The sequence below is a fragment of the uncultured Brachyspira sp. genome (genome assembly GCF_949287625.1).
Classification (GTDB): Bacteria; Spirochaetota; Brachyspiria; order Brachyspirales; family Brachyspiraceae; genus Brachyspira.
This window is the reverse complement of sequence record NZ_CASEGO010000039.1, coordinates 1-22,005: the sequence shown is the minus strand read 5'-3', so window position 1 is coordinate 22,005 and position 22,005 is coordinate 1. Positions and strand designations below refer to the sequence as shown.

20 protein-coding genes are annotated in these 22,005 nt (G+C 28.8%); 15 read left to right on the top strand and 5 right to left on the bottom strand.

All coding sequences use genetic code 11. The features are described 5' to 3' along the window. Positions 1-352: 352 nt before the first annotated feature. Positions 353-703, top strand: coding sequence for a histidine triad nucleotide-binding protein (locus Q1X91_RS07720; RefSeq protein WP_300755435.1), 351 nt, complete (start codon positions 353-355; stop codon positions 701-703). Between the two features lie 21 nt (positions 704-724). Next, entirely contained in the window at positions 725-1,537 is an 813-nt protein-coding gene (locus Q1X91_RS07715) for a TatD family hydrolase (protein WP_300755433.1), read from the top strand. 79 nt (positions 1,538-1,616) lie between these two features. Here the strand turns inward: Q1X91_RS07715 and Q1X91_RS07710 are convergent, their stop codons facing one another. After that, positions 1,617-2,132: a flavodoxin family protein gene (locus Q1X91_RS07710; protein WP_300755431.1), complete on the bottom strand. Its 516-nt coding sequence runs from the start codon at positions 2,130-2,132 to the stop codon at positions 1,617-1,619. A 186-nt stretch (positions 2,133-2,318) separates the two neighbouring features. On the opposite strand from Q1X91_RS07710, the gene rplI reads away from it, so the two are divergent. The 11 genes from rplI (at position 2,319) to Q1X91_RS07655 (ending at position 15,135) form a co-directional block, all read left to right on the top strand. Further along, a complete protein-coding gene (rplI, locus tag Q1X91_RS07705; RefSeq protein WP_300755429.1) occupies positions 2,319-2,837 on the top strand; it encodes a 50S ribosomal protein L9 in 519 nt (172 codons plus the stop codon). A gap of 37 nt (positions 2,838-2,874) precedes the next feature. After that, the gene (dnaB, locus tag Q1X91_RS07700) at positions 2,875-4,278 is read left to right on the top strand and encodes a replicative DNA helicase (RefSeq protein WP_300755427.1); all 1,404 of its coding nucleotides are present in this window, start codon (positions 2,875-2,877) and stop codon (positions 4,276-4,278) included. Between the two features lie 23 nt (positions 4,279-4,301). Further along, on the top strand, positions 4,302-5,108 hold the full coding sequence (locus Q1X91_RS07695; RefSeq protein ID WP_300755425.1) for an ABC transporter permease: 807 nt from the start codon (positions 4,302-4,304) through the stop codon (positions 5,106-5,108). A gap of 133 nt (positions 5,109-5,241) precedes the next feature. Continuing rightward, complete coding sequence (locus tag Q1X91_RS07690; protein ID WP_300755423.1) at positions 5,242-6,390, top strand: AraC family transcriptional regulator; 1,149 nt, start codon at positions 5,242-5,244, stop codon at positions 6,388-6,390. Positions 6,391-6,500: 110 nt separating this feature from the next. Continuing rightward, positions 6,501-7,475 (top strand): ABC transporter substrate-binding protein, encoded by a 975-nt coding sequence (locus tag Q1X91_RS07685; protein ID WP_300755421.1) that lies wholly within the window; start codon positions 6,501-6,503, stop codon positions 7,473-7,475. Positions 7,476-7,544: 69 nt separating this feature from the next. Continuing rightward, positions 7,545-9,044, top strand: coding sequence for a sugar ABC transporter ATP-binding protein (locus Q1X91_RS07680; protein WP_300755419.1), 1,500 nt, complete (start codon positions 7,545-7,547; stop codon positions 9,042-9,044). 1 nt (position 9,045) lies between these two features. Beyond that, the gene (locus Q1X91_RS07675; protein WP_300755415.1) at positions 9,046-10,098 is read left to right on the top strand and encodes an ABC transporter permease; all 1,053 of its coding nucleotides are present in this window, start codon (positions 9,046-9,048) and stop codon (positions 10,096-10,098) included. After that, positions 10,091-11,068 carry a galactofuranose ABC transporter, permease protein YjfF gene (yjfF, locus tag Q1X91_RS07670; protein WP_300755412.1) on the top strand — a complete coding sequence of 326 codons (978 nt, stop codon included), beginning with the start codon at positions 10,091-10,093 and terminating at the stop codon, positions 11,066-11,068. Before Q1X91_RS07675 ends, yjfF begins: the two co-directional genes overlap by 8 nt. An 89-nt stretch (positions 11,069-11,157) precedes the next feature. Continuing rightward, positions 11,158-12,834, top strand: coding sequence for a ribulokinase (locus Q1X91_RS07665; RefSeq protein WP_300755409.1), 1,677 nt, complete (start codon positions 11,158-11,160; stop codon positions 12,832-12,834). Between the two features lie 19 nt (positions 12,835-12,853). Then, positions 12,854-14,347 carry an L-arabinose isomerase gene (araA, locus tag Q1X91_RS07660; RefSeq protein ID WP_300755406.1) on the top strand — a complete coding sequence of 498 codons (1,494 nt, stop codon included), beginning with the start codon at positions 12,854-12,856 and terminating at the stop codon, positions 14,345-14,347. 92 nt (positions 14,348-14,439) lie between these two features. Next, the gene (locus tag Q1X91_RS07655; RefSeq protein WP_300755403.1) at positions 14,440-15,135 is read left to right on the top strand and encodes an L-ribulose-5-phosphate 4-epimerase; all 696 of its coding nucleotides are present in this window, start codon (positions 14,440-14,442) and stop codon (positions 15,133-15,135) included. Positions 15,136-15,198: 63 nt separating this feature from the next. Here Q1X91_RS07655 and Q1X91_RS07650 read toward each other — a convergent pair whose 3' ends face one another. Beyond that, positions 15,199-16,725 (bottom strand): UDP-N-acetylmuramoyl-L-alanyl-D-glutamate--2,6-diaminopimelate ligase, encoded by a 1,527-nt coding sequence (locus Q1X91_RS07650; protein WP_300755400.1) that lies wholly within the window; start codon positions 16,723-16,725, stop codon positions 15,199-15,201. A 440-nt stretch (positions 16,726-17,165) separates the two neighbouring features. Here Q1X91_RS07650 and Q1X91_RS07645 point away from each other — a divergent pair, with 440 nt between their 5' ends. Together Q1X91_RS07645 and Q1X91_RS07640 are read left to right on the top strand one after the other, a co-directional pair. Further along, positions 17,166-18,665, top strand: a complete 1,500-nt coding sequence (locus tag Q1X91_RS07645; RefSeq protein ID WP_300755397.1) for a glycogen synthase — start codon at positions 17,166-17,168, stop codon at positions 18,663-18,665. A 39-nt stretch (positions 18,666-18,704) separates the two neighbouring features. Then, positions 18,705-19,202 (top strand): YajQ family cyclic di-GMP-binding protein, encoded by a 498-nt coding sequence (locus Q1X91_RS07640; RefSeq protein WP_013115207.1) that lies wholly within the window; start codon positions 18,705-18,707, stop codon positions 19,200-19,202. Positions 19,203-19,277: 75 nt separating this feature from the next. Here Q1X91_RS07640 and lexA read toward each other — a convergent pair whose 3' ends face one another. The 3 genes from lexA to rnc all read right to left on the bottom strand — a co-directional run bounded on the left by lexA (position 19,278) and on the right by rnc (position 21,528). Beyond that, positions 19,278-19,904 (bottom strand): transcriptional repressor LexA, encoded by a 627-nt coding sequence (lexA, locus tag Q1X91_RS07635; protein ID WP_300755391.1) that lies wholly within the window; start codon positions 19,902-19,904, stop codon positions 19,278-19,280. A 193-nt stretch (positions 19,905-20,097) separates the two neighbouring features. Next, positions 20,098-20,748 (bottom strand): ribulose-phosphate 3-epimerase, encoded by a 651-nt coding sequence (gene rpe / locus Q1X91_RS07630; RefSeq protein WP_300755341.1) that lies wholly within the window; start codon positions 20,746-20,748, stop codon positions 20,098-20,100. Between the two features lie 36 nt (positions 20,749-20,784). Continuing rightward, entirely contained in the window at positions 20,785-21,528 is a 744-nt protein-coding gene (rnc, locus tag Q1X91_RS07625) for a ribonuclease III (protein ID WP_300755338.1), read from the bottom strand. Positions 21,529-22,005 lie beyond the last annotated feature (477 nt).

The window sequence follows — 22,005 nt, the reverse complement described above, 5'->3', positions numbered from 1 at the left end:
AAATAGAGTATAATAATATATAAGACTTGTTTCAAAAGTACTTGACAAATAATTTTATGAGTTTATTATTTTATGCTAATTTATATAATATTAACTATTATATAAATTATATGTTTTATATGTTGTATGATTTATCCTTTTTAGTATATAAATATGCAGTCTTTTTGCTTCTTTGGGTCACCAAAAGAAGTGGGGTTTGGGGCAAAGCCCCAACTATAATTAAAAAAATATTAAATTTGAAAACTATAAATATTAAGAAATTTAGTTTTGAAACAAGTATAATATATAGATTAATTTTTTATTTTAGTTTATATTATTAAACGATTTTATAATATTTCTATTGGAGTTTTTTATGAGTAATTATAATGATAATAAATATTTTGATAAAGACTGTATATTCTGTAAAATAATTAAAGGAGAGATTCCTTCAAATTTTATAAAAGAAAATGAATACTGTGTTGTATTTGCAGATTTGAATCCAAAAGCTAAAGTACATTTGCTTGTTGTTCCAAAACCTCATGTTAGAAATATATTGGAGATAGATGAGTTTTTGATGAATAAAGTTTTAGAAACTATAAAGGAAGTTGCTAAAGAACAGAAATTAGAATCTTTCAGAGTTATAAATAATTGCGGAAAAGGTGCAGGACAAAGCGTATTTCATGTGCATTTTCATATACTTTCAGGCGATAATTTGGAAGAATAAATAATAATTGGAGTTAACATAATGATAGACAGTCATTGCCATCTTACATATATATCAAAGAAGAGTAAAGAATTGGAAGAGGTTTTAGATAGAGCTAATAAGGCGGGTATATTTTATTTTGTTGATATAGGAGTTCACCCTAATGATATAGATGAACGTATGTTTATACTTTCTGATGCTGAGGGTGTATTTTTTAGTATGGGGTATTATCCAGACTATGCAAATGAAAATGATGAGGATACATTAAAGGCTTTTGAATTAAAAATAAAAAATTTAAATAAAAAGACATTAAAAAATAAAAATAAGTCAATATATGCTGTGGGTGAAATAGGGCTTGACTATTATCATGATGATTCAAATAAAAATGAGCAGCGTGAGTTTTTCTTGGCTTTGTGCGAGGCTGCTAAAAATACAGACCTTCCTATATTGATACATAGCAGAAATGCATTTAAAGATACTTTTAAAATTCTTAGAGAAGCCGATATACCAAAAAGAGGCATATTTCATTGTTTCAGCGGAAATGTTGAAGATGCTAAAAATGCTTTGGATTTGGGGTATATACTTTCTTTTTCAGGGTCATCTACATATATGAAGAATGATTTTATAAGAGATGCTTTTAAGTATGTTCCAAAGGATATGTTTACAATAGAAACAGATGCACCGTATTTAACTCCTCAGAAAGTAAGGGGTAGGGCAAATGAGCCATCATTTATACCATATACGGTTGAAGTATTAGCGGAGGCAAGCGGTGAGAAAAGCGAAGATATTATGAGAAAAGCCTTAGAAAATACTGTTAGAGTTTTGGAGCTTCCTATAGATTTGAATAGAATTTAATTTGCATAAAAATATGAAAAGCCCTCTATAATAGAATAATATATCCTATTATAGAGGGTTACTTTTTATGGGTAAATATTTATAGAGTTTTAATAGCTTCTTTCAATTTATTTAAATCATCAGCATTAGGGTGTCCCATAGCATTGTCATAATTAGCTAATTTAGACTGAACAACTTTTTTCTCATCATCAGTTGCAGCTTTTTCAAGCATATTTTCTAAATTTTTCTTTTGTCCGTCTATCCATTGACCCTGACAAGCATAAGTACCAACTAATGTATTAGAAGAATCCAAGAAAGTTTTTGCAGGATTAAGCATTTTATCATAATATTCCTGATTATTTCCGTAGCCTACAGTCATAAATAAAAATACTTTTTTATTTTTCAAAGTCTGCATAAACTTACCAGCAGCCTCATCACAAGTACCTTTATAACTTCCAGCACCTACAAATACTAAGTCAGATTCGTTAATTTTATTAGCATCTGCCGCATCAGCTTTTACGCATTGAAGACATTCTCCGTCAGCAGATTCTTTTATAGCTAATGCTAATTTTTCTGTATTACCGCTTTTGCTAGTATAAACTATAGAATATTTCATATCACATTCACTCCTTATGTTAGAATAGTCTAATTATTATAACATAAGGATAAAAAAAATCAATATACTATATAGAAGTATTTGTATATAAAGCACTTGCTATAATATGCGTAATATGATATAATATGTAAATTGTAAACTAGAAATTTATTATATTATTTAATAGCGATATCAAGGAGAAGGCAAATGGAAGTTATCTTAAAAAAAGATTTTATATCATTAGGTTATGAAGGTGATATATGTAAAGTTAAAGACGGCTATGCAAGAAATTACCTTATTCCAAGAAATATAGCTGTAATAAAAAATACAGCTAATTTAAGAACTTTAGCTCAAATGCAGAAAAGTTTAGAGAAAAAAAGAGCTAAAAGAAAAATGGAAGCTGAAATATTAAAAGGTAAAATTGTTGATATAAGTGTAGTTATACCTATGAAAGTTGCTGAAAACGGTAAATTATACGGTTCTGTTAGTCAGCAGACTATAGTTGATGCTTTAAAAGAAAAAGAAATTGATATAAATAAACGCGATGTTCATATGGAAAAACATATTAAAGAACTTGGCGAGTTTGATGTTGAAATAAAATTATATCATAGTGTTAATGCTGTTATCAAAATTAAAGTTATCAATATAGATGATAAAGAAGTTGTAGAAGTAACAGAGGAAATAAAAGAAGAAAATAATAATACTTCTGAAACTGTACAAGCTTGACATTAAGGCTTAGTATCAATTAATAGGCATAATATTTATGAATAATACACCCTGCTCAATAGAGGCTGAAGAGTCTCTATTGGGGGCGATGCTTCAAAACTCTCAGGCTATATCCGCAGCTTTATCCAAAATAAAATCTACCGATTTCTACAGTGAAAGAAACAGACTGCTTTATGAAAGTATCATAGAGATGAATAATAGGGGTATAGCGGTTAATGCCGAAACCACTTTAAGATATCTTAAAGAAAACGGACTGTTTGAGAAGATTATTCAAAATGATGAAGCTTATTTAATGCGTATAATAGACGGTACGCCTTTTCATCAAAATGCCAAATATTATGCTGAAATTATCGCTGAAAAATCATTGCTTAGAGATTTAATAACAGCAACTCAGGATATACAAAAATCAGCTTATGAAGCAAAGGATGCAGAAACTAAAGAAATAGCTGATTTTGCTGAGAAAAAAATCTTTGAGGTTACTCAAAGAAGATTAAGTAATGATTTTATTCATATACGGGATTTGCTTTATGAGGCTTTAACTACTATAGAGAGCCGAAAAAAGCATAAAGGTACTGTAACAGGTGTTCCCTCTGGTTTTATATCGCTTGATAAAATTACTCATGGTTTTCAGCCTTCGGATTTGATTATATTAGCGGCAAGACCTTCTGTAGGTAAAACAAGTTTTGCACTTAATATAGTGGAGCATGTTATTACTAATATAGAAACTACAGGATTTGGTATAGGTTTTTTCTCTCTTGAGATGAGCCGAATGCAGCTTGTAGAAAGATTGATAGCAAGTAAAGCTAGAATTAGTTTATCAAGAATAAGATCTGGAGACTTGGAAAAGCAGGAATGGACTAAATTAGGACAGACTTTTAATAGCTTATCTCAGGCTAATCTTTTGATAGACGATTCCAGTCAATTAACTATAATGGAAATACGAGGTATAGCTAGGCAGATGAAGTATAGATTTGCCGAGATGAGTAAAACTTCCGGAAAAGAAATTGATTTAAAATTAATAGTTGTAGATTATCTTCAGCTTATTCATTCAGGCGTTCAGACTAGAAGAAACGGTACAAGAGAGCAGGAAATAGCGGATATTTCGAGGGGGCTTAAAGCATTGGCTAAGGAGCTTAATGTGCCTGTTATATCTTTGGCTCAGTTATCTAGGGCTGTTGAACAGAGACAGGATAAGCCTAGACTTTCAGACCTTAGAGAGTCTGGTTCTATAGAGCAGGATGCAGATATTGTTATGTTTCTTCATAGACAAAAGCCAAATAAAGAAGAAAAAGATGATGAAGTTATAGATGACAAAACTAATCAGGTTGAAGTAATACTTGCAAAACATAGAAATGGTGCTATACATGATGGAATACCGCTTCATTTTATAGCTGACCAGACTAGATTTGAGAATATATATAATAACAGTAATGACGCTTAATATATTATAGGGGTAATTTTATTATGGAATTATTTGATGTAAAAATAGAATTACGAAAAGGTGTTAAAAATAAAATAAACTATTTTCTTGCAGCTTTGGGTGAATTTGCTGCTCTTCTTATAGAGGTATTCAGATATACTTTCAGATCTTCTTTCTCTTTTAAACTTTTAAGAGAGCAGATAGTAAGAATGGGGGTTGATTCATTTGTTGTTGCTGCTGTTACAGTGCTGTGTACTGGTATGGTTATGTCTTTGCAGATAGCTGTAGTACTTGACAGTGTATTAAAGGGTATTTCTCAGTTTGTAGGCTCTATGGTTGGTAAGGCTATGGTTAAGGAGTTATCACCTATGCTTCTTGCTTTGATATTTGCAGGAAGGGTAGGCAGTTCTGTTACTGCTGAAATAGGTACTATGCAGGTAAGCGAGCAGTTAGATGCTTTGAAAACTTTATATACTAATCCTATAGAGTATGTTGCTGTACCTCGTTTTTGGGCTGCTGTTATATCGCTTCCTATGCTCACAGTTTCTGCGGATATTATAGGTGTTTTGGGAGGAGCTATAGTTACGGTATTTGTACTTAGGAGTGATCCTATTCATTATTTTGATAGTGCTATATCTGTTATATCGCTTGGAGATTTTATAGGAAGTTTAATTAAGTCTACAATATTTGGTGCTGAAGTTATGCTTATATCTTGTTTTTACGGTTTTAGAACTTCAGGAGGAGCTGAAGGTGTAGGTAAAGCTACTACTACAAGTGTTGTTTACAGCTTTATGATAATACTTATTACTGATTATCTTTTAGTTTCTATACTTGGGTTGTTTGGAATGTAACCGCCTATTTTTTATATTTATATAATATGTATTAAAATATATTTATTTGTAAAGATTGCTGTATTAAAAAATAGTTTTTATTCTTATATCATATTGAATATTATTTATAAATTTATATACTAAAATATATACTATGAATATAGAATATATATGCAGCCATATTTTAAAAATGATTCAGTCTCCTGTAAGAATATATAATTCAAACAATATTTTAGAGAAAACTATAGGAATTTATGAGGATTGTAAAGATTCTATAGATACAAGACTTCAGAATTTTCTCCTTGTAAATGCCAATATAGATTATCCCATATTAAGTATAGATAGAGATAATATAGTTTATTCTTCTATTATTTTATCAGATAAAAAGATCATAGTAGGTCCTAATTGTATAAATAGTATATCAAATGATTCTGAAAATATGTTAGAGATACCTTTAGATATATTTTGTGAAGAGATTTTATTTATTCATAATTTATATAATAATACAGAAGTATCTTATGATGAAATGCTTATTAATAATTTTATTAACGAAGAATTACTTCATAAAATAAATAAGGAAATTACTGATACATACATAAATACATATTCTAATAATGTATTTCATAATCCTTATGACAGAGAGCTTAGAATATTAGAAAGTATTAGAAATGGGGATTTAAATAGTTTGAAGCAGAGTTTAGATGAAAAGTTCATAGGTCAGTATGGGGTTATGGCTAAGGATAAAATTCGTTCATATAAAAATGTAGCTATATGCCATATATGTTTATCAAGCAGGGCTGCCATAGATGGAGGTATTTCTTCGGAAGTTTCTTTTTCAATTTGCGATAATTTCGTAAGAAAATTAGAAGATACTAATAAAATAGAACATATACAATCTATAGAAAGAGAGGCTCAGTTTTATTTTACTCAGCTGGTATACAATGAAAAGAATAATGAACATATAGACAATAAAAATTATTTAATAAATCAATGCAAAGAGATCATTATAAAAAATATTAATAAAAAAATTGTTGTTAAAGATATAGCAAAAAAACTTTATACCAATTCAGAATATCTTTCAAGGGTATTTAGCAAACAGGAAGGTATCACAATAAAAGACTATATACAAAGAGAAAAGATTACATTTTCAAAAAATATGCTTATATATTATGAATATTCTTTTGGGGAGATAGCACAATATTTTTCTTTTTATTCTCAAAGTCATTATATAAAAATATTTAAGAAATGGACTGGTACAACTCCAAAGAAATTCAGAGATGAATATGGTATAAAAAATAAATAATTCTTAAAAAATCAAATTTGTAGTATAAAGGTAATAATTATAGTATATAATGCCACCATTTTTTCCTAGTCTAAATGTATAAATAAAATAAATATTTTGGGGGCTTAACTATGATAAAAAAATTATCTATTATCATTTGTTCTTTAATGTTCTTTATAATTTCTTGTTCTGGAGGAAATACATCTTCAGGAGGGGAAAAACAGATAGTTCTTGGATTTGCTCAAGTTGGTGCTGAGAGCGAATATAGAACAGCAAATACTAAATCTATAAGAGAAGCTGCATCTAATGCAAACATAGAATTAGTTTTCTCAGATGCACAGCAAAAACAAGAAAATCAAATAAAAGCTATAAGAAGTTTTATAGCTAGAAAAGTAGATGCAATAGCATTTTCTCCTGTAGTAGAATCAGGATTCGAAGCTGTTTTACAAGAAGCTAAACAAGCTAATATTCCAGTAATAGTTACAGATAGAAGAGCAACAGTGAGCAGTGATGATTTATATGTTGCTTTTATTGGTTCTGATTTTATAGAAGAAGGAAGAAGAGCAGCTAATTGGCTAGTTGAATACATGAATGGATTAGGCAGAGGCACAGAAGAATTGAATATAGTTGAACTTCAAGGAACAGTAGGAAGTTCTCCTGCTAATGACAGACAAAAAGGTTTTTTAGAAGTTATAACTAATTATCCTAATTATAAAGTTATACGTTCACAAACAGGTGATTTTACTAGAGCAAAAGGTAAAGAAGTAATGGAAGCATTTTTGAAAGCAGAGCCTAAAATAGATATATTATTTGCTCATAATGATGATATGGCTATAGGTGCTATACAAGCTATAGAAGAAGCTGGTAAAAAACCTGGTGAAGATATTGTTATAGTATCTATTGACGGAGTTAGAGGTGCTTTTGAAGCTATGATGGCTGGAAAACTTAATTGTACTATAGAATGTAATCCTCTATTTGGTGATCTTTTAATGGAAACTGTTAAAAAAGTTGTGGCAGGAGAGGAAGTTCCTAAATCTTTATATGTAGAAGAAGGTATATTCCCAGCTGAAGTTGCCGCTCAGGAATTCCCTAATAGACAATATTAATAATTATTTCTAATGTTATAGTATCCTAATTATATTAAATTAGGATACTATACAAAAGGAAAGGATATTATGAAAACTATTTTAGAAATGAAAAACATAAAGAAATCTTTTATAGGAGTACAAGCTCTAAAAGGAATAAATTTTTCATTGAAATCTGGTGAAGTATGTGCTCTTATGGGAGAAAATGGAGCTGGCAAATCTACCTTAATTAAAGTTCTTACAGGTGTTCATAAATTAGACAGCGGAGAAATAATTTTAGATGGTCAAAGAGTATATCCGTCATCACCTTTAGATGCTCAAAAAATAGGTATTAGTTCAGTTTATCAAGAAGTAAATTTATGTAATAATTTGACTGTAGCAGAGAATATTTTTATAGGCAGAGAACCTAAAAAATTTGGTTTATTTATTGATAAAAAGCAATTAATTAATAATGCACAAGAAGCAGTAGATAAACTATCATTAAATATAGATGTTACTAAGCCTTTATCATACTATTCTTTGGGTATACAGCAGATGATAGCTATTACTAGAGCACTTCAATTAAATGCTAAAATACTAATATTAGATGAACCTACATCATCACTTGAAGAGAATGAAGTTAATCAGCTTTTTGATATTATTAGAAAGTTAAAAAATGATGGATTAGGTATAATATTTGTAACACATTTTTTAGATCAGGTGTATAAAATATCTGATACAATAACTGTATTAAGAAATGGTGCTTTAGTTGGAACACACAACGCCTCTGAATTAAGTAAAATAGATTTAATAAAAGAGATGCTTGGAAAAGAATACGATGATATATCATCTTCTGTAAATAAAAAAGAATACACAGAACATTTTGATGACTTTATTAAAATAGATAATATAGGTAAAAAGACATATATGCATCCTGTATCATTTAATATTAATAAAGGAGAAATAGTAGGATTTTCTGGTTTATTGGGTTCTGGAAGAAGTGAAACAGCAAAACTTATTTTTGGTGCAGTCAAAAAAGATACGGGCAGTATTTTTATTAGAAATGAGAAAAAAGATTTTTCTCAGCCTATTGATGCTATAAATAATAAAATAGGTTTTTGTTCGGAAGATAGAAAATTAGAGGGTATTATTGGAGATTTAAGTATTAGAGAAAATATTATATTAGCATTGCAGGCTAAGAGAGGGATATTTAATTATATTGATAGAAAAAAACAGGAAGAAATAGCGAATAAATATATTAAAGCATTAAATGTTGTAACAGTTGATGCTAATAAACCAATTAAATTTTTAAGCGGAGGAAATCAGCAAAAAGTTCTTCTGGCAAGATGGCTTTGTACGGATCCTGAATTATTAATATTAGATGAACCAACTAGAGGTATAGATATAGGAGCAAAATCTGAAATACAAAAAATGATGCTTGATTTGAGTAATAACGGAATGTCTTTTATCTTTATATCTTCGGAAATAGAAGAGGTTATACGTTCATCTGATAAGGTTGTGATATTTAAAGATAATAGAAAAATCAAAGAACTTTTTGGAAATGATATAAATGAAAAGAATATATTAAATAGTATTGCTCAGGAAAAATAATATGGAAAAATTTAATAAAATAAGAAAATATAAATATTTTTGGCCTATTTTAGCTTTATGTATTATATTACTTTATAATCTAATATTCACTCCAAATTTCTTTAAAATAGAAATAATGGGAGATAGATTATATGGTAATTTAATAGATATACTCCATAGATCTGCTCCAGTAATGTTGGTTGCTATAGGAATGACATTGGTTATAGCAACAGGCGGAATAGATTTATCAGTAGGTGCTATTGTATCAATAACAGGTTCAGTTGCTGCAAGTTTGATAGGGGGAAAATTAGTTCTTCTAGCAGATGGTACTCAGAATTATATCTCAAATTATCCTATGCCTTTTGCTATTATTGTAGCCATATTAGTAGGAGTTGTATGCGGCGGCTGGAATGGTTTTTTGGTATCTAAAATCAAAATTCCGCCTATCATAGCTACACTTATATTGATGGTTGTAGGAAGAGGAATAGCACAATTAATAACAAATGGTGAAATTATAACAGTTTATTATGCACCATTTTTCTTTATTGGTAATGGATATATATTTAAAATTCCTTTTACTATAATAATATCAGCAGTAATAATTGTATTAACTATTATTTTTACAAGAAAAACAGCATTAGGCTTATTCTTGGAATCTGTTGGTATAAATAGAGAAGCCAGCAGACTTTCTGGTATTAAAGCTGGTATAATATTATTCATATCCTATGCTTTTTGCGGATTTTGTTCTGCAATATCTGGTTTAATAGTTTGTTCTAATGTAAAAAGTGCTGATGCTAACAATGCAGGATTGCTATTTGAAATGGATGCAATATTAGCTGTTGTAATAGGCGGTACTTCTCTTAATGGCGGTAAATTCTATATTATGGGTACTGTAATAGGTGCTATTATTATACAGACTTTAACTACAACTATATATTCTACAGGAGTTCCTCCTGAAATAACTTTAGTTATAAAAGCTATAGTTGTATTTATTATAAGCTTAATACAATCAGAAGAGTTTAGAAACTTTGTAGCAAAACCATTTGTAAAAAAAGGCGGTAAATTATATGAGTAATAATAAATTTGTATCATTTATCAAAAGAAATATATCCGTATCTATAACAATAACATTATTTATATTGATGTTTTTGGTAGGAAGTATACTGTTTAGAGGGTTCTTTTCTACTCAGGTATTTTATAATTTGTTCATAGATAATGCATTTATGATGATTACAGCTGCTGGAATGACTATGGTTATAATAACAGGAGGTATAGATCTTTCAGTAGGTTCTCTTATAGCATTGACTACTATGGTTATGGCACATCTAAGTGAAAAAGTCGGAATAAATCCCATTTTTGTTGTAGTTATCTCATTATCTGTAGGAACTATATTTGGGCTTGTGCATGGAATAGTTATAAGTATATTTAATGTGGCTCCTTTTATAGTAACACTTGCTGGAATGTTTTTGGCTAGAGGTTTATGCTACATCATAAGTACAGAATCCATAACTATTAATAATGATTTATTTCAGAAAATAGCTTTATTTAAAATTCCTTTTATTAATGGTTCTATTACTATAAATGTTATTATAGCTATAATTGTTATAGTAATATCATATATTATACTTGAGTATACAAAATTCGGCAGAATATTGTATGCAATGGGAGGAAATGAGCAATCAGCTATGTTAATGGGATTAGGAGTTAAAAAAACAAAAGTAATTGTATATACTATTAATGGATTTTTGGCTTCTCTATCAGGCGTTGTATTTGCTTTATATATGTTATCTGGATATTCTTTACATGCTCAGGGCGGTGAATTAGATACTATAGCTTCTTGTGTAATAGGAGGAACTCTTTTATCTGGAGGAGTTGGAAATGTTGTAGGTACTCTTTTTGGGGTATTAATATTAGGAGTTATACAAACTTTGATAATGTTTCAGGGTACTCTAAGTTCATGGTGGACTAGAATAGCTATAGGTATACTGCTTTTATTCTTTATACTATTCCAAACTTTTTTTGTTAAGAAAACAAATGTAGAATGACAAATTAATTAATGTTCTTAATATTTCATAAAGGATTTTTATAAAAAATCCTTTATGAAAAAAATTAAAAAACGGAGACTAATGATAAAATGAAAAACTTTAATGTTGGCGAGCATTATGTATTAGGTGCAGATTTTGGTTCTGATTCTGTTAGAGTTGTTATTTTAGATGCAAGAGACGGAAACGTTGTTGGCAGTTATGTAAGCTATTATCAAAGATGGAAGAAAGGACTTTACTGCAATAAACAAATAAATCAATTCAGACAGCATCCTTTAGACTATATTGAAAGTTTGACAGAGGCTGTTAATAATGCTGTTAAAGAGGCTGATAAAAATTTTAATAATGTATCTGAAAAGATTAGAGGTATATGCATAGATACAACAGGCTCTACTCCATGTTTATGCGATAAAGATGGAATGCCTTTAGCTATGAGTGAAAAGTTCAAAGATGATCCTGATGCTATGTTTATACTTTGGAAAGATCATACTTCAGTAAAAGAGGCAGATGAGATTAATAAAGTTTCTCATAGCAATGATGTTGATTATACTCAATATCTTGGAGGAGTTTATTCTACTGAATGGTTTTGGGCAAAAACTCTGCATGTGATTAGAAATAATAAAGCTGTAAAAGAAGCAGTGTATACAGTTATGGAGCATTGCGACTGGATAACAGCTGTATTATGCGGAAATACGAATCCAAGCACTATAAAAAGAAGCAGATGTGCTGCAGGTCATAAATGCATGTGGCATAAAAGCTGGGGAGGATATCCGCCTAGAAGTTTCTTTGATAAATTTGATTCTAAACTAGGCGATATTAGAGACTCATTAGGAACAGAAACATATTCAACTGAAACTATTGAGGGATATTTAACAAAAGAATGGGCTGATAAATTTGGACTTAATGAAGGTATATTAGTATGTGTAGGAGCTTATGATGCACATATAGGTGCTGTAGGCGGTTTAGTTGATGTTGGTGTTTTGGTAAAAAGTATAGGTACTTCTACCTGCGATGTTACTATTGGAAATTTACCAAACGGCGAAGAAAAGCTAGTAAAAGGAATATGCGGTCAGGTAGATAGTTCTGTTGTTGAAGGATATATAGGTTATGAAGCAGGTCAGTCTGCTTACGGTGATTATTATTCTTGGTTTAGAAGTTTATTAATGTGGCCTTATAAAAATATATTAAAAACATCTGAAGAAGAGACAGAAATGTTTGAGAAAAAAATACTGCCTTTATTGGAAGAAGAGGCTAGTAATATAAAAACCACTGAAGCCTCTCCTGTAGCTGTGGATTGGATTAATGGAAGAAGAACTCCTTTTGCTAATCAGAATTTAAAAGCGTCTATATTTGGAATGTCATTAGGTGTAGATGCTCCTATTTTTATGAAAATGCTTTTAGAGTCAACAGCGTATGGAGCGAGGGCTATAATAGAATGTTTTGAAGATGGCGGCATAGAAATTAAAAAAGTTATGGCTATAGGCGGTGTTGCTAGAAAAAGCGTACTAGGAATGCAGATATTGGCTGATGTTACAAATAGAGAAATATATGTAACCAAAGGCGATCAGGCTCCTGCTATTGGGGCGGCCGTATTTGCTGCTAAGGCTTATGGTTTATATGACAGTGTTTTTGAGGCTCAGAATGCTTTGTCTGCTGGAATAGACAGAGTTCATAAGCCTATAGAAGAGAATGTAAAGGTATATGAAACATTATACAAAAAATATAAAGAGCTTGCTAATTTTAGTGAGAAATTAATTAATAATAACTAATTTGCGGAGGATAAGTATTATGATGGATTTATCTAAATATGAATTTTGGTTTTTGACAGGCAGTCAGTATTTATATGGAGAAGAAACTTTAAAAGAGGTTAGAGCTAATTCAAAAAAAATAGCTGAAGCATTAAATAACAGCGGACTTCCATATAAAGTGGTATGTAAAGAAATATTAACAGATTCTGATAAAATATTAGCACAATTAAATGAAGCAAATTCAAGCGTTAATTGTGCAGGGGTAATATGCTGGATGCATACATTTTCACCAGCAAAAACTTGGATAAAAGGGCTTAGTGTATTAAAAAAACCTATGCTTGAATTAAATACTCAATTCAATGTAGAAATACCTTATGACAAAATAGATATGGATTTTATGAATTTAAACCAATCAGCACATGGAGACAGAGAATTTGGTTTTGCTGCATCAAGAATGAATATACCTCGTAAAGTTATAGCAGGTCACTGGTCTAGTAAAAATGTACAGGATAGAATAGCTGTATGGATGAGAGCTGCTGTTGCTTATATTGACGGTATGGACATGACTATTGTAAGATTCGGTGATAATATGAGAGATGTTGCTGTTACTGACGGTGATAAAGTTGAAGCTATGATAAAATTCGGCTGGTCTGTTCAGTATTATGCTGTTGGTGATTTAGTAAAATATATGAGTCAGGTTACCGATGCTGAAATAGATAAACTTATGAAAGAGTATGAAGATACTTATAATATAGTTTATGGAGATAATAAAGAATATACAATATCTCATATAAAAGAACAGGCAAAAACAGAAATAGCTATAAGAGCATTTTTAAAAGATAAAAATGCAAAAGCATTTACAAATACATTCCAAGATTTGTATGGAATGAAACAATTACCTGGTCTTGCTACTCAAAGATTAATGGCTGACGGATACGGATTTGGTGCTGAAGGTGATTGGAAATTATCTGCTTTAGTTAGAACTATAAAAGTTATGGGTAATGGTTTGAAAGGCGGTACTTCTTTTATGGAAGACTATACTTATCATTTTGAAGAAAATAATATGATGAATTTAGGAGCTCATATGCTTGAAGTTTGTCCTTCTATAGCAGAGTCTAAGCCTAATATAGAAGTTCATGAACTTGGAATAGGGGATAAAGAAGCACCTGCACGTTTAGTATTTAATGGTCAGGCTGGTCCTGCTTTATGTACTTCAATAGTAGAAATGAAAAATAGATTCAGAATGTCAGTTAATGTAGTTAATGCTGTCAAAATAGAAGAAAATAAATTCCCTAAATTGCCTGTAGCAAGAGTACTTTGGAAACCAGCACCTAATTTAACTACTGCTGCTGAGGCTTGGATATTGGCTGGAGGCGGTCACCATACTGTTTATTCTAATGCAATTAATGTTGATTATTTAACAGACTATGCCGAAATCGCTCAAATAGAACTTTTGGTAATAGATGAAAATACTAAAATTAATGAATTTAGAAAAGAAATGAGATGGAATGAAGCTTATTGGAATATGAGATAATATTATTATATGATATTTATTTTCTATTATGATAATATATTATTTATTTCATAATAGAAAATATATCTTATAATTATTAAAGGGACATACATATGCTTGACGAATTAAAAAAAATAGTATTTGACGGTAATATTGAACTTGTAAGAAGAAATCTAGTTATTTACACTTGGGGTAATGTAAGCGGTATTGACAGAGAAAGCGGTCTTTTCGCTATAAAACCAAGCGGTGTTGACTATGATACAATGAAATTTGATGATATGGTTGTATTGGATTTGGAAGGAAATAAAAAAGAAGGCAAGTATAAACCGTCATCTGATACTGCTACTCATATAGAATTGTATAAGGCTTTTCCAGAAATAGGTGCTGTAGTTCATACTCATTCAAGTTATGCTACTAGCTGGGCACAGGCAAGAAAAGATATAAAAGCATTTGGAACAACTCATGCAGATTATTTCTATGGAGATATACCTTGTGCCAGAGCTTTAACTAAAGAAGAGATAGAATCAGATTATGAAAAAAATACTGGATTGGTTATAATAGAGACTTTAAAAGAAAGAAAAATTAATCCTATGGATATACCAGGTATAATATTATCATCTCATGGACCTTTTGCTTGGGGTAAAGATGTTCATAATGCAGTACATAATGCTGTTGTACTTGAAGAAGTAGCTAAAATGGCTTATAGAACTATACAGATTAACCCTGAAATAACAAGAGTAGAACAATATTTGCTTGATAAGCATTATTTCAGAAAACATGGAAAAAATTCATACTATGGTCAAAATTAAAATTTTTTGAGTAAACTGTATAATTTTATATTTATACTCTAAAATTATACAGTTTATTTATTTTTATATATCTTTATAAAATTCTTTTAACGCATCTCTCGCTGTTTCTCTGTCATCAAAATGTATTGTTTTATCTGGGAATATTTGATAGGTTTCATGACCTTTGCCTGCTATTATAACTATATCATTTTCTTTGGCTTCTTTTATAGCTTCAAATATTGCCTCTTTTCTATCTATAATTTTTTTATAATCTTTATTTTTAAATCCTTTTTCAATATCGTTCATTATTTGATTAATGTCTTCTGTTCTTTGATTGTCCGTAGTAAGTATAGAAATATCAGCATATTTTTCTGCAATGCCTGCCATTATAGGACGTTTTTTTCTGTCTCTGTCTCCTCCGCATCCGAATACCACTATTACTCTGTTTGGATTTAATTTTCTAGCCTCTTTTAATATATTTTCTAAACTGTCTGGGGTATGAGAATAATCAACTGCTGTAATAAATGGGTGTTTTTCTTTTGTTACTATCTCAAATCTTCCTGATACCTGAACTTTTTTCATAGCTTTAATTGATTTATCTATGTCCAGTTTATATTCAGAAGCATAAGCTAGTACTGATAATGAGTTTAAAATATTAAATCTTCCAAGCATTGATAATTTTACTTTTGATATAAACTTTCCTTTAGCATAAAACTCATATTCTGTATTTTTTGAATTAAGAGAAATTATTTTTCCGTAATAATCAGCTTTTTCATTAAGTCCGTATGTAACCATTTTTATATCAAGTTTTTTTATATAATTTGATATTTGCTTAAAATTATCAGTGTCTATATTAACTATTGCCAATTTTTTCTTTTTACTGCTTTCTTTTAGAAGTGAGAATAATTTTAATTTTGCTTTAAGATAATTTTGCATATCTCCATGATAATCAAGATGATCTTCTGTGATATTAGTAAAAATTGCTGTATCATAATTTAAATAATCGCATCTATCCATAGCAAGTGCCTGAGATGAGGCTTCCATAACTATATGAGACACTTCTTTTTTTAATGCCTTGTCAAATATATTCTCTAAATCAATAGATTCTGGAGTTGTGAGATTAGTTTTTATTTCTGATTTTCCTATCATATTTTTTATAGTGCCTATTAAAGCAGTTTTATTTTTATTGGCTTCAAGTACCGATTTTAATAAATATGTTGTAGTTGTTTTGCCGTTAGTTCCAGTAATTGCTATAGTGTTAATCTTTTTAGTAGGCTCATCAAAAAACTTTGCTGAAATATAAGCTAGACATTCTCTTGGGTTTTTTACTGCAATAAAGTGTATATTACTATATTTATTTTCTAATTCTTTTATAAAGTTTTTATTAGCTGAATTATCATGTATTATTATACTTGCTTTATTATTAATGGCACTTTCTATATATTTATGTCCGTCATCTTTTAATCCTTTTATTGCTACAAAAATATGGTTTTTCTTTATTAATTTTGAGTTATATGCTATGCCTTTTATTTCAGTATTTAAACATTCTTTAGTTAATTGCTTTTCTTTTGATACTTTATATCCTTTAATAAGTTCTTTAAAAAGTTTCATAATTTAGTCCCATTTTTTATTTATTATATTTTTTATATAGAAAATAAAACAATTTTTTAAATTTTATAGTAAAAAATATATTTTATTTTCTGTACTATATTAGACTTGTTTCAAAAGTACTTGACAAGATTATGTATAAAATTTTATAATTTATCAATTATAAAAATAATGTTTTATATGTTATATAAATTATAGTTTTAGTATATAAACATGCAGTCTTTTTGCTTCTTTGGGTCACCAAAAGAAGTGGGGTTTGGCACGGCTGTGTGCTCGCAGCAAAGCCCCAACTATAATTAAAAAAATATTAAATTAAAAAACTATAAATATTAAGAAATTGAGTTTTGAAACAAGTCTATTATACAAATAAATAGCTTGATTTTTAGGCGTAAAAGATATATAACTATATTATAGTAAAAACTTTTTCTTGATGGAAGTAAATTATGAATATATTTATGGTATCCAGTGAAGCCTATCCATTTTCTAAAACAGGAGGGCTGGGTGATATTGCAGGAAGTCTGCCTTTAGAGCTTTCTTCTATAAAAAATGCTGGAAAGACTTCAAATATTAATGCTTCTTTGGTTGTGCCATTGTATAAACAAAATTATAAACTTATAAACAAAAAAGATATATTAACTACATTAGAAATAGAACATGGTAAAAATATAGTTAAAGTTGATATTGCCAGAATTAAGCATCCTAATAATGATAATATAAATGTTTATTTTATAAAAGAAGATAATTCATTTAAAAGAAATGGTATTTATTCAGAAAATGGTATTGATTATAATGACAATGCAAGCAGATTTATATTATTTTCAAAGGCAGCAGTTAAACTTATAATATATTTATACGAAAAAGAAAATTTTAAACTAGATATAGTACATATTCATGATTGGCAGACTGCTTTAATAGCTTTATACATAAAAGAAGTATTTAATGAAGAGGAAGCATTAAAAAAATTAAAAGTTATATTTACTATACACAATTTGGCATATCAGGGCAATTTTCCTGTTGATATTTATGGTCTATTAAATGTTTCTTGGAAGTTTTTTGTCCATAGCAGATTGGAGTTTTACGGCAATGTTAGTTTTATAAAGTCTGGTATTATACTATCTGATATCGTTACAACTGTAAGCCCATCATATGCTAAGGAGATACAGGGAGAAGAGTTCGGGTGCGGACTTAATAATTTACTTTCAGATGTGTCTTCAAAATTATACGGCATACTTAATGGCGGTCATGATGAAGATTGGGACCCTAAAACAGACAAATACATAAAAAATAATTATGATATAAACACTGTTTCAAAGAAAAAAATTATAAGAAATTCTTTATATAAAGAGTTTGGTTTTGTTAATAAATCTTGTCCTCTTGTGACTATGATTTCTAGGTTTGACCCGCAGAAAGGACTTGATTTGATATATCAGTCTTTTTTTGAGATTTCAGCTTATAATGCTAATTTTATTTTTCTTTTCAGTAAGAATAATTATTTTAAAGATTTTGAAGAAGATTTTATTGACAGAGCTAATAGAGCTAAAAACATAAAAGTACTATTTACTTTTGATGAATCATTAGCTCATAGACTTACAGCAGGAAGCGATATGTATTTGATGCCTAGCAGATTTGAGCCTTGCGGACTTAATCAAATATATAGTATGAAATATGGAAGTATTCCTATAGTGCATGCTGTAGGCGGGCTTAAAGACACTGTTATAAATTATAATGGAGCAAAAACTATTAATAAGTCAACTGGATTTGTATTTAATGAATATTGTATTAAAAGTTTTGTTCATACTATGGATTTAGCTTTTGATTTATATTATAATAAAAAAGATATATGGGATAAATTAGCGGCTAATGCTATGAGCAAAGATTATTCCCTTCATAAATGTGCTTTGGAATATACTAAACTTTACAAAAAATTGTTGAGTAATAAATAATAGAAAAATTAAATTTACAAATTTACAAAGGAGTTAATTATGGCAAAAGATCCAAGTTTTGATATAGTTTCTGAGGTTGATATGCAGGTTATTGATGACTGTGTTAATGTTGCTGCTAAAGAAATAGATAATAGATTCGATTTTAAGGGACAAAATATACAAATAGAACTTAATAAGGGAGAAAAAACTATTACTATAGTTGCCCCTGCAGATTTTGTACTTAATCAGGTAAAAGATATTCTATTTCAGAAATTTATTAAAAGAGGCTTAAATCAAAAATGCCTTAGAGAAAAGAAAAAAGAAAAAGCAGCAGGCGATGCAGTTAGAGAGATTAATGAAATAGTACATGGTATAGATAAAGATTTGGCGAAACAGATAGTAAAAGATATTAAAGATATGAAATTAAAAGTTCAGGCAAGCATACAAGATGAGCAGGTAAGGGTGTCTGGAGCTAAAAAAGATGATTTGCAGTCTGTTATAACAATGCTTAAAGGTAAAGATTATCCTATACCTTTGCAGTTTACAAATTATAGATAATTAATTTTTTTATATAATTATTATGCAATAAAAAGAGGGATTTATAAACCCCTCTTTTTTTTACAAGATATATAATCATACTTTTAACCTTATAAGTCCTACAACTTTTCCTACTAAAGAAACACTTTCTTTTATTATAGGCTGATAATTTTTATTTTCCGGCATAAGTTTTATATGGTCTTTTTCTCTGAAAAATCTTTTAATTGTTATCTCTTCATTTCCATTATCATCAATTTTTGCTACTACTATATCTCCGTTATCAGCCTGATTAGTTGGGTGTACTAATACCATATCTCCTTCTTTTATGTGGGCATTTATCATAGAATCACCCATAACTTTCATAAGGAAATTACCTTCATCTTGAGCTATTGATTTTGGAAGAGAGTATGTTTCTTCTACAGTTTCATCAGCTACATCCATTAAAAGACCTGCTTTAACTTCATTTGATAAAAGCGGTATTCTTACCATATTATGATTGCCTTTTTCTGATGTATCTATAGGCACACTTCCTCTTGCTCTTTTACCAGTTTTTTTTACGTATCCCTTTTTTTCCAAAGCTGTAAGATGGGTTGTTACTGCTGTTGGAGAAGCGAAGTTAAAATGAACCATAATCTCCTTTACAGTTGGAGGATATCCGTTTTCATTGGTAAATCTTTGCAAAAAATTAAAAATATCTCTTTGTTTGTCAGTTAATTCAGTCATATTTATACCTCTTTATATTTACATGTAGTATTTGTTATTATACTATATAAAAATATGATGTCAAGTTATAATGTGAAAAAAATAATATTTTTATAAAATATAAATAATAAATTATCATAAAATTTAATATTATAATAATATATTAAATACAAATATTTGTATAAAAAGAATTTTTGAATAATAATTATTTAAATTATTTGTTTCCCTTAAGTTTATTAATAGTATCTTTTTTATTATTGCTGTCAATTATTGCACTTCCTGCCACAAGAAAATTTGCTCCTGCATCAATTACCATATTACATGTATTAAGATTAACTCCGCCGTCAACTGCAAGAATTATATCTCTATTACCAATCAATTTTTTAGCTTCTTTTATTTTCTTTACAGATGATTCTATAAACTTTTGTCCTCCAAATCCCGGATTTACGCTCATAATAAGAACATAATCAATATCATCTATAATAGGCTCTATAACATCAACTCTAGTATGCGGATTAAGTACAATACCTGCTTTTATATTATGCGATTTTATTTGATAAATAATTTTATGTATATGAATATTTCCTTCATAATGCACACTTATAATATCAGCACCAGCTTTGGCAAAATCATCAATATGTTTTTCTGGATTTACTATCATAAGATGAACGTCAAGCGGAATACTGCTCGCTTTTTTTATATCAGAAACTATTTTAGCGCCAAATGTAATTTGAGGAACAAATACTCCGTCCATAATATCTAAATGAAGATAATCACTTTGAGCTTCTTCAAGTTCTTTTATAGTATTTTCCAAATTTAAAAATGAAGAAGTTAATATTGAAGGAGCTATCATAATTTTATTCATATGTTTTCCTTTATATATTTTTTATTAAAAAAATTACTACTGTTTGTTTTGTCTGTTTTTCTTTATGGTTTTGCTTACTCTTTCTATATTTTCTAATGCTTTTTTAGCAGCTTCGGTTTCTGCCTCTTTTTTGCTTTTTCCTATTCCAGATGAAAAGTTTTTATCATTAACATAAACTTCTGCTTTAAACATCTCATGATTATTTTCATCGTAATATTCATAAGATTTATATATAGGGCTTGTTTTATGTTTTTTTTGTATAAGTTCCTGAAATATAGTTTTATAGTCTTTATCAAAGTTTTCTATATCAAGATTAGTAAGTTTATTTTTATATGCTGTCATAACAAATTTGGCAGCATTATTAATACCAGAATCTAAGTATATAGCTCCAACTATAGCCTCAAATAAATCTTCAAGCATATTATCCCTATAGCGTCCCCCAGAAACCTCTTCTCCATGTCCTAAAAGAAGAAAATCCCCAAGTTTTAACCCTTTTGAAATATCAGCTAAACTTTTCTGAGAAACCAAAGATGATTTTACTTTGGAAAGTAAACCTTCTTTGCTTGTATTGTACTTTTTAAATAAATAATCTGATATTATAAGAGAAAGTACAGAGTCTCCTAAAAACTCAAGCCTTTGATTATATTTCATTTTATTTTTTGATTCATTGGCATAAGTTCTATGAGTAATAGCCTCTAAAAGATATGATTTATTTCTAAACTCATATTTTATAGCCGTTTGACAATTATTTAAAATTTCTTCTATATTTACAATGTTCATAATACATTCTGCCTAACAATATAGGCATTATGATACAATGAAAAAAAATACAGTCAAGAAAATATTATTATTTTTTTATAAATTTGAAAATAAATATTTAATTATAGAACTTGTATTATATATTTTGCAAAAGTAGTTTACAAATTATATATAAAATTATTTAGTTTTAACTTATAAAGATTATGTTCTATATACTGTATAAAATACATATTCAATCTATCAAGATGCAGTTCTTTCTACTGCAAGTACCGTATACATATTTAAATTACTACTGCTGTAAATAAAATGTTGTTTAATACACACAATTATAAACAAAATTGGTTTTGAAATATAGATATTGTTAGATATATTTCTAAATATTTTATATTATATAAATTATTTGTTTAAGAGCCATAGATATTGCACACTTTTATTTTAAAAAAAGAAGGTATTCCTTATAATTTAAATTGCTATAAATAACCCCAAAGGAATACCTAT